At 61.7% G+C, this 11,425-nt stretch carries 15 protein-coding genes; 9 read left to right on the top strand and 6 right to left on the bottom strand.

Annotation, left to right across the window (positions count from 1 at the left end; translation table 11 throughout):
* Positions 1-54: 54 nt before the first annotated feature.
* The 3 genes from FJ953_RS10700 to FJ953_RS10690 all read left to right on the top strand — a co-directional run bounded on the left by FJ953_RS10700 (position 55) and on the right by FJ953_RS10690 (position 2,217).
* A complete protein-coding gene (locus FJ953_RS10700; protein WP_140496157.1) occupies positions 55-513 on the top strand; it encodes a DUF2231 domain-containing protein in 459 nt (152 codons plus the stop codon).
* Entirely contained in the window at positions 500-1,846 is a 1,347-nt protein-coding gene (locus FJ953_RS10695) for a sorbosone dehydrogenase family protein (protein ID WP_140624230.1), read from the top strand. The genes FJ953_RS10700 and FJ953_RS10695 overlap by 14 nt, the downstream gene beginning before the upstream one ends.
* Before the next feature lie 173 nt (positions 1,847-2,019).
* Positions 2,020-2,217, top strand: coding sequence for a hypothetical protein (locus FJ953_RS10690; protein ID WP_140496155.1), 198 nt, complete (start codon positions 2,020-2,022; stop codon positions 2,215-2,217).
* 99 nt (positions 2,218-2,316) lie between these two features.
* On the opposite strand, the gene FJ953_RS10685 is transcribed toward FJ953_RS10690, so the two are convergent.
* Positions 2,317-4,020 carry an HAD family hydrolase gene (locus tag FJ953_RS10685; RefSeq protein WP_140624228.1) on the bottom strand — a complete coding sequence of 568 codons (1,704 nt, stop codon included), beginning with the start codon at positions 4,018-4,020 and terminating at the stop codon, positions 2,317-2,319.
* A gap of 269 nt (positions 4,021-4,289) precedes the next feature.
* Here FJ953_RS10685 and FJ953_RS10680 point away from each other — a divergent pair, with 269 nt between their 5' ends.
* Positions 4,290-5,099: a nucleotidyltransferase family protein gene (locus FJ953_RS10680; protein WP_140496153.1), complete on the top strand. Its 810-nt coding sequence runs from the start codon at positions 4,290-4,292 to the stop codon at positions 5,097-5,099.
* Positions 5,092-5,841, top strand: coding sequence for a metallophosphoesterase (locus FJ953_RS10675; protein ID WP_140496152.1), 750 nt, complete (start codon positions 5,092-5,094; stop codon positions 5,839-5,841). Before FJ953_RS10680 ends, FJ953_RS10675 begins: the two co-directional genes overlap by 8 nt.
* Before the next feature lie 24 nt (positions 5,842-5,865).
* Here the strand turns inward: FJ953_RS10675 and FJ953_RS10670 are convergent, their stop codons facing one another.
* Positions 5,866-6,051, bottom strand: coding sequence for a hypothetical protein (locus tag FJ953_RS10670; RefSeq protein WP_140496151.1), 186 nt, complete (start codon positions 6,049-6,051; stop codon positions 5,866-5,868).
* 202 nt (positions 6,052-6,253) lie between these two features.
* On the opposite strand from FJ953_RS10670, the gene FJ953_RS10665 reads away from it, so the two are divergent.
* The gene (locus FJ953_RS10665; RefSeq protein ID WP_140496150.1) at positions 6,254-6,427 is read left to right on the top strand and encodes a hypothetical protein; all 174 of its coding nucleotides are present in this window, start codon (positions 6,254-6,256) and stop codon (positions 6,425-6,427) included.
* A gap of 121 nt (positions 6,428-6,548) precedes the next feature.
* Positions 6,549-6,986 (top strand): CBS domain-containing protein, encoded by a 438-nt coding sequence (locus tag FJ953_RS10660; RefSeq protein WP_140496149.1) that lies wholly within the window; start codon positions 6,549-6,551, stop codon positions 6,984-6,986.
* A gap of 54 nt (positions 6,987-7,040) precedes the next feature.
* Here FJ953_RS10660 and FJ953_RS10655 read toward each other — a convergent pair whose 3' ends face one another.
* The 3 genes from FJ953_RS10655 to FJ953_RS10645 form a co-directional block, all read right to left on the bottom strand.
* Positions 7,041-8,231 carry an NADH-quinone oxidoreductase subunit D gene (locus tag FJ953_RS10655; protein ID WP_140496148.1) on the bottom strand — a complete coding sequence of 397 codons (1,191 nt, stop codon included), beginning with the start codon at positions 8,229-8,231 and terminating at the stop codon, positions 7,041-7,043.
* A 77-nt stretch (positions 8,232-8,308) separates the two neighbouring features.
* Entirely contained in the window at positions 8,309-8,695 is a 387-nt protein-coding gene (locus FJ953_RS10650; RefSeq protein WP_140624226.1) for a hypothetical protein, read from the bottom strand.
* A 162-nt stretch (positions 8,696-8,857) separates the two neighbouring features.
* Positions 8,858-9,571 carry an MgtC/SapB family protein gene (locus tag FJ953_RS10645; RefSeq protein ID WP_348640074.1) on the bottom strand — a complete coding sequence of 238 codons (714 nt, stop codon included), beginning with the start codon at positions 9,569-9,571 and terminating at the stop codon, positions 8,858-8,860.
* A gap of 149 nt (positions 9,572-9,720) precedes the next feature.
* Between FJ953_RS10645 and FJ953_RS10640 the strand changes: the two genes are divergently transcribed.
* Positions 9,721-10,338: an NAD(P)H-dependent oxidoreductase gene (locus tag FJ953_RS10640; protein WP_140513580.1), complete on the top strand. Its 618-nt coding sequence runs from the start codon at positions 9,721-9,723 to the stop codon at positions 10,336-10,338.
* A gap of 98 nt (positions 10,339-10,436) precedes the next feature.
* Here the strand turns inward: FJ953_RS10640 and FJ953_RS10635 are convergent, their stop codons facing one another.
* Positions 10,437-10,718 carry a hypothetical protein gene (locus tag FJ953_RS10635; protein ID WP_140496145.1) on the bottom strand — a complete coding sequence of 94 codons (282 nt, stop codon included), beginning with the start codon at positions 10,716-10,718 and terminating at the stop codon, positions 10,437-10,439.
* A 364-nt stretch (positions 10,719-11,082) separates the two neighbouring features.
* Here FJ953_RS10635 and FJ953_RS10630 point away from each other — a divergent pair, with 364 nt between their 5' ends.
* Positions 11,083-11,421, top strand: coding sequence for a DUF427 domain-containing protein (locus FJ953_RS10630; RefSeq protein WP_318012459.1), 339 nt, complete (start codon positions 11,083-11,085; stop codon positions 11,419-11,421).
* The last annotated feature ends 4 nt before the right edge of the window (positions 11,422-11,425 follow it).

Here is an 11,425-nt window from a genome sequence, read left to right as displayed (position 1 = left end):
GGCCTTGGGGATTGTTTATGGGCCAACCAAGAGTTGATATGGAAGGACTTCCTCATGGCAAGGGAGAATCCGGCTTCCACGGCCAGCATCGCCGGCCATCCCATCCATCCGATGCTCGTGCCCATTCCCATCGCCTGCTTCGTCGGCGCATTGCTGACGGACCTGAACTACTGGCGGACGGCGGAGATGATGTGGGCGAATTTCTCCGCCTGGCTGCTGACGGTCGGGGTGATCGTCGGCGTCCTAGCCGCCATTGCCGGCTTCACCGACTTCCTGGGCGATCGCCGGGTGCGCGCACATAAAACTGCGTGGCTGCACATGCTGGGCAATGCGCTGGCGGTCATACTCTCCTTCTTCAACATGCTCATACATACCCGTGATGCCTGGACCTCGGTCCTGCCGACAGGCCTGATCCTGTCGGCGCTGGTGGTACTCATCCTGATATTTACCGGCTGGCTGGGCTGGGCCCTTGTCTACCGCCACCACGTGGGAGTGGCCGATGAAACCGTTTGATCGATCCGGCAAGCGACGCGCTTATGGTACAGGGCTTGCGTTCCTTTGCTTTGCCACGCTCGGCGCCGCGGGCTGCAGCGACGACGCCGCCGACCCAAGCACTCAGATCGGCCCCAACCCGAATTTGCCGGAGATAAAGCAATATCTGTTCCCGCCGATGCATCTTGCATCCGTCGTCGGTTGGAAGAAGGACGAAACGCCGACGGTAGCGCAGGGCCTGCAGATCCATGCGCTGGCGACCGGGCTTCAGCATCCGCGCTCGCTCTACATCCTGCCGAACGGCGATGTGCTGGTCGTCGAATCGAAGGCCCCGCCGGAACCGCCAGCCAAACGGCCGAAGGATATCGTGATGGGCCTGATCGAATCGCTTGTCACCTCGGGCGGCGATACGGGACCGAGCAACCGCATCACCTTGCTGCGTGACAGCAATGGCGACGGCGTGCCTGACGTCCGGGATGTGTTCCTCGATCACCTGAATTCGCCCTTCGGCGTCGCCCTGGTGGGAAACGACCTCTATGTTGCCAACACCGACGCGATCATGCGCTACCCCTACAAACCAGGCGACACCAAGATCACCGCGCCGGGTGTCAGGTTGACGGAATTGCCGGGCGGTCCGATCGATCATCATTGGACCAAAAGCCTCGTCGCCAGCCCGGACGGTTCGTTGCTCTATGTCGGCGTCGGTTCGAACAGCAACATTACCGAAAACGGCATCGGCGCGGAAAAGGACCGCGCCGCGATCTGGCAGGTGGACAGGGCCACCGGACGATCGCGCATTTTTGCCAGCGGATTGCGCAATCCGAACGGCTTGAGCTTCGAGCCGCAGACCGGAGCACTCTGGACTGTCGTCAACGAGCGCGATGAACTTGGGCCAAATCTGGTTCCAGACTACATGACATCGGTGAAGGACGGCGGCTTCTACGGCTGGCCGTACAGCTATTACGGCCAGCATGTCGATCCCCGGGTAATGCCGCAGCGCCCGGATCTGGTCGCCAAGGCGATCGTTCCCGATTATGCGCTGAGTTCGCATGTGGCACCGTTGGGCATGGCTTTCTACACCGGAACCAGCCTGCCGCAGATATATCGGGGCGGCGCCTTTGTCGGCGAGCACGGCAGCTGGGACCGTCCCGGGCTGAATGGCTACAAAGTCGTCTTCGTGCCGTTCAGCGGTGGCCGCCCCAGCGGCATGGCTCAAGACGTCGTCACAGGTTTCCTCAACGACCAGGAGGAGGCGCGTGGTCGGCCGGTCGGCGTTGCCATCGACAAAACCGGAGCGCTGCTGATCGCGGACGATGTCGGAAACACAGTGTGGCGCGTCACACCCTCGGGGTGATGATCGCTGCTTCAGGCATGTCGCTCTCCCGCCGGTCGGCATCAAGCTCGGTCCGCCTTCGTCCCCTTGGCAGGATGTCACGAAATATTACGTGAGGGAACGTCGGCGCCGAAATCTGCATTCTCCGGGGGAGACGACCGTCGTCTCGAAGTTGGATTGAAAGGAGAATTACCATGCCCAATCAAGGTGGTAGCCACGAGCAACATGTGAAGGCGGGCCAGCAGAGCCACAAGAACACGGAAAACAAGAACCGCCAGCAGCAACAGGCCGCAGGCAACAATGAGCGGCAACAGGGCGACGGCTCCAACATGCGGGGCGGCTCGCACGAACAACATGTAAGAGCGGGCCAACAGAGCCACAAAAACCGCTAGGCATTTCAGCCAGGCGCGCTGACGCTCGCTCCGTATCATGACATGAGAAAGGTCCATCCCGAGGAATCGGGATGGGCTTGTGTCTACCCCGGCTCAAGGTCAGTCCGCGGGAGCAGTGTAACGGCGGCCAATGGCCTCGGCGATGGCCGCGCGGCTCTCCTGCATGTCCGTGCCGGTATCCGTTTCTATGTCCGCCACCTCGTCGGCGAGGTTCTTGTCCTTGATCTTGCTGCGGAACCATTTCGAATAGTCGCCGGCGCGCAGGTGATGTTCCCAGGTGCGATCGTCGATGCCTTCTGCGATGTGAAGGAACATCATCAGATTCTGCGCTTTCAGGTTAAGCGCTCCGTCCGGCCCCCGGAAATAGAAGCTGTTGTCGCCAAGGTCGCCCTCGGCATATTTGCGCATGTGCCGCTTGCGAACCTGGCGGGGCCGTTCGACCTTGACCGTCCTGATCGGCTCGCCCGATGATCGTTTCCAAAACAGGACTTCGTCCTTTGGCGGCGGCACGGCGCCGTCGGGGACGTCGATGCCGGTGGCGGCACAGAAGCTTGCGACGATCTTGTCGGCTTCCGGTCCAAGCGCCAGGACGGTTTCGACGCCAGCCAGGACGTCGCGCGAAACCAGATCGGGGTGCACGGTGATCAGGATGGTCGCGGGGAGGCTCTTGGGCAGCGCGAAAGACGCGCCGTCACGGGCTTGGGGCAAGAGATGATGCGCCTCATCGATGATCAGCCAATGCGGTCGGCCGGTGCGCGCGCGAATGCTGGCCATGTCCGGCAGCAGCTTGGCAAAATTGCCGGGCCGTTCGGCGGTCTTCAGCCCCAGCATGTTAACAGCGACATTGTTGGTTGGCTTGGACAGAAAATCGAAGACCTCACGCGAGATCGGCGGGGTCTTGGCGTCGCCAACCACCACCACATTCTCGAGTTCCTGATAGTCGCCTTCGGGGTCGAGAACGCAAAACTGAAAACCCTTCTCGACAAAGCGCTCGGTCAACGCGGTGGCAAGCGTGGATTTGCCGATACCGGATGTGCCGGCCAGCAGCACGCCGCCGCCATGCGGTGAAAGGTGCACCTGCGCGCCCGATATGTCGGTTCCCACTTCCACATGTTGGCGAGCCGTCTCCACGAAGCCGGCATCGCGCGATATGAGCTGTTCGATCAGTTCCACCACGCCGGCACCTCGAGGGCTGGCTGTGACGAAATCCGCCGTCTCCTTAACGGTCGGCAATGCGTTGGCCACGGCGACGCCGAAGCCGACGGCGCGCAGGAATGCATGGTCGTTCTCGGCATCGCCGACACCGACGACGTTGTGGGCGGAAAACCCCAATTCCTCGAGTGCGCAGGCAAGGCCGGTGGCCTTGTTGACCCCGCTTGGCAGCACCATCACCGCGCCCTTGTTGAAGATGATCTCGAGCTCAAGTCCAAGCTCCTTGATTTCCGACAGCACGGCGGCTTCCTGTGGTTCCCAGGTGGCCACGACGCAGCGTCCGACCGACAGGGGCGCGACCCCGCGACGCTTCAGCCTGTCGACGAATTCAGCCGGGGGCGCCGGCGCCAAAAGCCGTTCCTTCTTCGAAGCGGGCGTATAGATCAACGCGCCGTTTTCGGCGACCACCCTGTCGAAGATGTCGAGTGCCGGAAAGACCCGCTCGAGATCGGCAAGCTCGCGGCCGGTCACCATGATCAGCTTGCGGCCCGTCTGCTTCAGCCGTTCGAGCGCAGCATAGGTCGCATCGGAGACGACCCCGTCTTCGGCGAGCGTGCCGTCATAGTCCGTCGCTAGGGCAAGAACATACATCCTGGATATCGTCTGCGCTTGAAACCAGACACCCCGATCGCCCGAAGGCAGCTCCGGCTGTTCGGGCTAACGATGCCGAATGGCGATGGTTCCATGCAGGGAAACGGCCCATGCAACCATATTGAAACCCAGGACTCTGCGGGTAATTTTGCCCGTCGCGCCCGATTTCCTTCAGGCCGCAACGCGACCATGGCGGAACCAGGCAGGGTTCCCGCTGTTAACAACGCGGGCGATCAATCGGTTGCCGATGTGTGGGAGCCATGCGTGCCATGATCAACGATCCGTTGCCGGGAACTGTTCCGGCATCCCTTCCCGCGATCGACGCAAAGGCCGCCCCGACGCTCAAGAACGCCGAGGCGGAGGTGTTCTATACCGAAGCCATTCGCGAACTCGCCGCCACCGACATTCCTTTCCTTGTCGCCGGAACCTACGCGGTAAGCGCCTACACCGGCGTCATCCGTCAGACCAAGGATCTCGATATCTTCTGCAAGGCAGGCGACTTCTCGCGCATCCTGGCCCATTTCAAGCAGCTCGGCTACGCGGTCGAAATCGAGGACGACCGGTGGCTTGGAAAGGTCTTCAAGGGCACGCATTTCTTCGACATCATATTCGCCTCGGCGAATGGAACGATGCCGGTAAGCGACCAGTGGATGGAGCATGCCCGCCAAACCGAACTGCTGGGAAGCCGGGTGAGGATCGTCGGCCCGACCGAGCTCATATGGTCCAAATGCTTCATCCAGGACCGAGGGCGTCATGACGGGGCGGACATCGCCCATACGATCCTCAAGGCGCAGGACCAGATCGACTGGCACAGGCTGCTCTCCTACCTGGAAGTCCACTGGGAAGTGCTGCTGATGCAGATTCTCAGTTTCAGATGGATCTATCCGAGCGAGCGCGACCGCATCCCCACATGGCTGCTTGACGAACTGCTCGACCGCCTTGCCAAGCAGCGCCAATTGCCTTCCCCCAGAATGAAGATCTGCCGCGGGCGCCTGCTTTCGCAGACCGACTACGAAATCGACGTCAAGGAATGGGGCTTCGCCGGCGTCGGCGGTACAGGAGAATTTCGTGATGGCTGAACGGACCGAAGACGCTCCGGCGATGGAGGGCACCGCCACGATCAAGGTGGCGGCCGTTGGCGACCTGCATGTGAAGGAGGACGCCCAGACATCGTATCGCGATCTCTTCGGCGAAATGTCGCGCGAGGCCGATATCCTCGTTCTTCCAGGCGATCTGACCAATCTGGGCAAGCCCCGCGAAGCCGAGATCCTCGCCGAAGACCTGCGCGCCTGCTCTATCCCGGTGGTCGGCGTGCTCGGCAACCATGATTATGAATCCGGCGCGGTCGAGGACGTCGCGGAAATCCTGCGTCAAGCGGGCGTCCATCTCCTCGACGGGCAGACGACCGAAATAGAGGAGGTCGGTTTTGTCGGCGTGAAAGGGTTCGTCGGGGGGTTCGGTTCACGCATGCTCGGCTCCTTCGGCGAGCCGGCCATCAAGTCGATGGTCGCCGAGAGCGTCAGCGAGGCCATGCGGCTTGAGAACGCGATGCGCCAGGTTCGCGCAAAACGCACGCTTGTCATTTTGCACTACGCTCCGATCGTCGAGACCATCGCCGGCGAACCCCTGGAGATATTTCCGTTTCTGGGCTCGTCGCGGCTGGCGGAAACGATCGACCGGTTCCAGGTCAGTGCTGTCGTGCACGGCCATGCGCATCGGGGAAGCTATGAGGGCCGCACGCCCGGCGGGGCGAGGGTCTACAACGTCGCCATGCACGTTTCCAAACCGACCGGCCGACCCTATGCCTTGCTTGAAATCTGACGGAGTCGGACGCCGTCCCGACGGTCAGCTTACCGCTTTGATAGATTTTGCCAGTTCTTCGAGCTTGTGCGGATCGTTGCCGTGACGGCGCACGAGCTCGCGTGCCTGATTGGACGGCAGATCGGCTGTCGCCACCAGTTGCCGGACCTGTTCACTGTCGACCGCGACTTGGGGCAAGTTGCTGCCGGAAATTCTCTCGTCACCAGCCATCGTCTTTCTCCTCGATCGATGCCGAGACAACGGATTGGAAAACCGTCCGGTTCCGAAAGACGGGGCTGAAGTCGACCGGCGGATCCGATCGGCAGCGCGCCGTCTCGATCCGTGGCGGCAAGGCCGGAGGCGACCGCGAATTGGCGATGGAACAAATGACGCCGGCCAGGAGTTGCGTCCCGAATGAAGGGAGGTGATCCCGATGCCAAACCCAGGAAAACCAGATCCCAATCGCGACGTGCCGATGCCGGCGCCGACCTGGAAGCCCGAACCGATCGAGGAGCCTGATCCGGAACAACTCCCGGACGAGACGCCTCTGCCCAATCCCGACGAGAACGAAGAATCGCCGATGCATGCCGGGAGCCGCGTCGTCTGAACGTGCGACGCATGAGATCCCGATCCCGTGGCAATGGAACGTCTTGGGCCGGCGCCATTGTCCCCCCATCGTGTTTCCATCGCAGCAACGGCAAGGGGCGCTTCAACCAAAGGAGAACATCATGAAAGTTGGCAACTGCATGACGCAAGGCGTTCAGGTCGCCAGTCCGGACCAGACCCTGCGGGAGGCCGCCGCCGCCATGGCCAGCCTCGATGCCGGCGCTCTGCCCGTAGGCGAGGACGACCGGCTGGTCGGAATGATCACTGATCGCGACATCGCCGTCCGTGGCGTCGCCCAGGGTAGGGGCCCGGATACGCGGATACGCGAAGTGATGAGTGCCGAGATCAGGTACTGTTACGACGACGAGGAGATCGAGGACGTGCTCCAGCAGATGGGGGACCTTCAGGTTAGACGGCTGCCGGTGATCAGCCGTGAAAAACGGCTGGTTGGCATCATCTCGCTTGGCGATCTCACGAAAAACGGCGAGGCAGCACGAGCCGGCGAAGCGCTGAACGGCATCTCACAGGCAGGCGGCGCGCATTCGCAGACGGCACACTGACCATCGATGACATTGCGAGAGCGCTGCCCGCGTCCCGCGGGCGGCGACGGCGGTTCAGCGATCGATCTCTCCAAAGACGATGTCGAGGGAGCCGATGATCGCCGAGACGTCGGCGATCATGTGCCCCCGGGACAGATAGTCCATCGCCTGCAGATGTGCGAAGGACGGCGCGCGAATCTTGCACCGGTAAGGAACATTGCCCCCATCCGAAACCAGATAGACGCCGAACTCGCCTTTCGGCGCCTCGACGGCGGCATAGACCTCGCCCTCGGGCACGTGATGGCCTTCCGTGTAAAGCTTGAAATGGTGAATGGTCGCTTCCATGGAGCGTTTCATCTCCGCGCGGCGTGGCGGCGTGATCTTCCGGTTGGGAATTGCGACCGGTCCTTGGCCTTGCGGCGACCGTAGCTTGTCAAGACATTGCCTCATGATCCGGACCGACTGGCGCATCTCCTCCATTCGTACGAGGTAGCGGTCATAGCAGTCGCCATTCTTGCCGATGGGAATATCGAATTCCATCTGCGGGTAGCATTCGTAAGGCTGCGCCTTGCGCAAATCCCATGCCGCGCCCGACCCACGCACCATTACGCCCGAAAACCCCCAAGCCCAGGCATCGTCGAGACCGATGACGCCGACGTCGACATTGCGTTGCTTGAATATGCGGTTTTCGGTGAGCAGTTCTTCGAGATTGTCGCAGACCTTGAGGAACGGATCGCAGAAATCCCAGATATCGTCCAACAGGTCCGGGGGAAGATCCTGATGTACGCCGCCGATCCTGAAATAGTTGGCATGCATGCGGGCGCCCGATGCCCGTTCATAAAACACCATCAGTTTCTCGCGTTCGGCGAAACCCCAGAGCGGCGGCGTGAGGGCGCCGATATCCATCGCCTGCGTGGTGACATTGAGCAGATGGGACAGCAGCCGGCCGATCTCGCAATACAGCACGCGAATGAGCTGGCCGCGCTGTGGAGCCGAGATCCCGAGCAGCTTCTCCGCCGCCAGGCAGAAGGCGTGCTCCTGATTCATCGGCGCCACATAGTCAAGCCTGTCGAAATAGGGCAGGGCCTGTAGGTAGTTCTTGTACTCGATCAACTTCTCCGTGCCCCGATGCAGCAGCCCGATATGCGGATCGACGCGTTCGACGACTTCGCCGTCGAGTTCGAGCACCAGCCGCAGGACGCCATGCGCCGCAGGGTGCTGCGGCCCGAAGTTTATCGTGAAATTGCGGACCGTCGCGTCAGCCATGACGCCCTCCTTCGACCGTTGCCGCCTGGCACCGGGAATGGGACATCCGCCGAAGCACCGGGTTCTGCCCCACGCCGTCAGGTCGTGGTCTGGATGATCAGCGTCAGCGTGCCGTCGCCGTCAATGTTGGCCGCCACCACTTCGGAGGCGTCAAGCCCATTCGCGGCCAGGACCGAGGAAGCTTCCGGCGATGCGCTGACCGAACGCTGCAGGATGTGAAGGTCTTCCTGGCTGGTCTGGGCAACCACGGTCTCGACCTTGGCCTTGAGGTCGGGTGGCAAGTCCGCCAATGCGACGATGGCTATGTTGGTGAATGTCTGTCCGGTGATGCCCTGGTCGGGGCCGGTCTGACCTGGCACGGCTTCCGGTGCCGGTGCGTCCGGGGGAAGGGGTGCGTTTCGGGACTGAGCATGGGCAGGCAAAGCCAGAGTGAGTGCCGCCAGGATGATGATTGCCTTATTCATGATATCTTCCTTCCTTGTTCGAGGAGGGTCGATCGGGATGACGCGCGACAGGGACAGCAAGCCATCGCCTCGAACAGTGTTGCGTGTTCAAAGCGCGAAGTCCGGATTTGTTCCGGCTCCGATCGAATCCAAGGCAGGGACGAGGACGCATCGCTGCCCTGCCTATGGTCGGGGACCTTTATCGCTGATCGCGTCAAACCGTTCGATGTCGTAGCGCGGACTGATCCGCGCCAGTATCTCGACGGAGGGTTTGGCCGCGTCGGGCTGTTTCCAGCTCAGCTCGAAGGAGAATACGAACCGGCCGCGCTCGATGTCGTGCTGCATTCCGAGAAAGCGCCAGCGATAGCCCAGCGGTTGAACCAGCGCGTCGAGGTCAGGCGGAACGCCGTTCGCCGACGAGATCGCCAGGATCGCATGATGGGTTCGTGGGACCCACAGATCGACCTGCTTCAGCACCTGAAGCGTTATCAACGTCAAAACCGTCCCCGCTGTGCCAAGTGCCAGTTGTCCGCCGCCGAAGGCGAGGCCGATTGCGGTCATGACCCACAAGGTGGCGGCCGTGGTGACACCTGTCACGAAGTCGCCGCGGCGGAGAATGGCTCCGCCGCCAATGAAGCCGACGCCCGTCAGCACGCCCAGCGGAAAACGCAGCACGTCCATCACACTGAACGAATCCGCATCCTTGCCACCCACCTCGAGCAGGATATTGGCCTGCATCATCGCGATCGCGGCCGCCAGGCCGACCAGGATGGTTGTTCTGAGCCCGGCGGTGTGGCCGCGGGCTTCCCTGTTCATTCCGATGATCACGCCGGCAACAAAAGCAAGAGCCAGGCGCAGGGCTAGGTCGGTCAAGGTTGGATGAAGCGGCATGGTCATAGCGGGGACGACTCACGCAATGGGCTCGTTCTCCAACACCGCAGAGCGTTCGATGGTTCCCTAGGTGGAAGGTGAAGCTTCTTGTCGGGTTCAGGCAACCCACGACGTCCCGGTGCGTTTGGCACAGAACGCACTCGGGAGATCTTTCCATGCCGCTCACCGCCTTTGCGCTCAATTGCACCTTGAAGGCCTCCGACGACGCCGAGAAATCGTCCACGGACCGCCTGCTGGCGGATCTGCTGGCGGCAATGGTGCCGCATGGGGTCCGCGGCGAGATTGTTCGCGCCCTCGACCATGACGTCAAACCCGGCGTGCTGTCGGACATGGGCGAGGGAGACGGTTGGCCGCAGCTCCGCAGGAAGATCCTCGACGCCGACATCTTCGTGCTAGGCCTGCCCATCTGGCTCGGCCAGCCGTCGAGTGTCGCCAAGCGCATCCTGGAGCGCATGGATGCGTTTCTATCGGAGACCGACAAACAAGGCCGGATGCCGGCCGCCGGCAAGGTCGCGATCGTGGCGATCGTCGGCAATGAAGACGGCGCTCACGCCTGTCACGCGGCGTGCTTTCAGGCGCTAAACGACGTCGGCTTCACGATTCCTGCCAATGGCGGCGTGTATTGGGTTGGGCAGGCTATGGGCGACGTCAACTATGTCGACCTGCCCGGAACGCCGGAAGCCGTGGTCGAGATGATCGAAATGACGGCTTCGAATGCGGCCCATCTGGCCAGCGTGCTGAAGGAAAGGCAGTATCCCGGCGTCGGAAAGTGAAGAGATTTTCGTGACGCACGGAGTGCCCGTTGCCCTGACACCCTCGGCCACTCGATGGTTGCCGGGCGCCAGCAAGATCAGTGTCGGCGCCCTTGGGGTCAGGGCTCGTCAAAAGGCCCGGCTCGCCTGGCCAGATCGCGCGATATGGCACCTTCCTCTTCGTCATCGGGCAATGCCTCGTCGCTGTTCTGGTAGGCGTTGTCATCGTCCTCCTCCGGCAGGTCGCCTTCCTTCTCGACGTCGACGACGGCGTCGACATTGTCGGACACCTTGTCTGGAAGAACCCTGCCGCCCTTGATTGCATCCCAGTCCGCCTGCTGGATTGCCGGGGCTTCAGTTTCGTCCCGTTGTTCGGATCGTTGCTTCTTGCGCGGTTCCATCTCATGTCTCCGATATGAACGGGTGCCTCATGTGGCCCCTTTGTCGCCAGTTGCGTCGCTTTCCGCCGCCAGAACTCGGCTATCCTGATGGATCGTGGAATCGGAAAGGCTAACGGATAACCGCCGACCCGGCCCGTTGTTCCTCTCAGTGGGATCGGTTGGTGTTCCGCCTTGGGCCTGGGATGCAGCATCGCGGGGTAGCCGCCGCATTCGCGCAACCAATCCCGCATTACCTCGTTTTGCCTTTGAGACCGGCCCTTGAACTTTACCAATTGGAAATCTCAGAGACACTCAAATGAACCCTTCAGCCGAGCCCCGATCACCGTCGGGAAACAATCTCCATATTCAGCCTTTCCATGGAACGGTGACTGTCAGATTCTCCGACGCCATCATCGCCTCCACCGAACATGCGCTGCAGGTCCAGGAAACGGGGAGGGATCCTGTGTTCTACATCCCGTTCCAGGACATCTATTTCGACCTGCTCGAGAAAACCGATACCACCTCGATATCGCCAAAAGGCACTGCGAGCTATTGGCGCGTGCATGCCGTTGGCGGATCGGCGGATGATTTCATGTGGGCGTATGAAGAGCCCGAGGCGCCTGTCCGGGTGCTTGCTCGCCACGCCGCCTTCGATCCCGGCAAGGCTCGCATAGACGCCGATCCCGCTGAAGACGAGCGCCACACGCCTCACATAGTGGAATAGCAGG

This window comes from Mesorhizobium sp. B2-3-6, from assembly GCF_006442305.1.
Lineage (GTDB): Bacteria > Pseudomonadota > Alphaproteobacteria > Rhizobiales > Rhizobiaceae > Mesorhizobium.
This window is presented reverse-complemented; position numbering and strand designations above follow the sequence as displayed.

Bases quoted from the DNA above. Each gene is read 5' to 3' on its own strand.
- FJ953_RS10700 (WP_140496157.1), top strand. From the start codon at position 55: ATGGCAAGGGAGAATCCGGCTTCCACGGCCAGCATCGCCGGCCATCCC.
- FJ953_RS10695 (WP_140624230.1), top strand. From the start codon at position 500: ATGAAACCGTTTGATCGATCCGGCAAGCGACGCGCTTATGGTACAGGG.
- FJ953_RS10690 (WP_140496155.1), top strand. From the start codon at position 2,020: ATGCCCAATCAAGGTGGTAGCCACGAGCAACATGTGAAGGCGGGCCAG.
- FJ953_RS10685 (WP_140624228.1), bottom strand. From the start codon at position 4,020: ATGTATGTTCTTGCCCTAGCGACGGACTATGACGGCACGCTCGCCGAA.
- FJ953_RS10680 (WP_140496153.1), top strand. From the start codon at position 4,290: ATGATCAACGATCCGTTGCCGGGAACTGTTCCGGCATCCCTTCCCGCG.
- FJ953_RS10675 (WP_140496152.1), top strand. From the start codon at position 5,092: ATGGCTGAACGGACCGAAGACGCTCCGGCGATGGAGGGCACCGCCACG.
- FJ953_RS10670 (WP_140496151.1), bottom strand. From the start codon at position 6,051: ATGGCTGGTGACGAGAGAATTTCCGGCAGCAACTTGCCCCAAGTCGCG.
- FJ953_RS10665 (WP_140496150.1), top strand. From the start codon at position 6,254: ATGCCAAACCCAGGAAAACCAGATCCCAATCGCGACGTGCCGATGCCG.
- FJ953_RS10660 (WP_140496149.1), top strand. From the start codon at position 6,549: ATGAAAGTTGGCAACTGCATGACGCAAGGCGTTCAGGTCGCCAGTCCG.
- FJ953_RS10655 (WP_140496148.1), bottom strand. From the start codon at position 8,231: ATGGCTGACGCGACGGTCCGCAATTTCACGATAAACTTCGGGCCGCAG.
- FJ953_RS10650 (WP_140624226.1), bottom strand. From the start codon at position 8,695: ATGAATAAGGCAATCATCATCCTGGCGGCACTCACTCTGGCTTTGCCT.
- FJ953_RS10645 (WP_348640074.1), bottom strand. From the start codon at position 9,571: ATGACCATGCCGCTTCATCCAACCTTGACCGACCTAGCCCTGCGCCTG.
- FJ953_RS10640 (WP_140513580.1), top strand. From the start codon at position 9,721: ATGCCGCTCACCGCCTTTGCGCTCAATTGCACCTTGAAGGCCTCCGAC.
- FJ953_RS10635 (WP_140496145.1), bottom strand. From the start codon at position 10,718: ATGGAACCGCGCAAGAAGCAACGATCCGAACAACGGGACGAAACTGAA.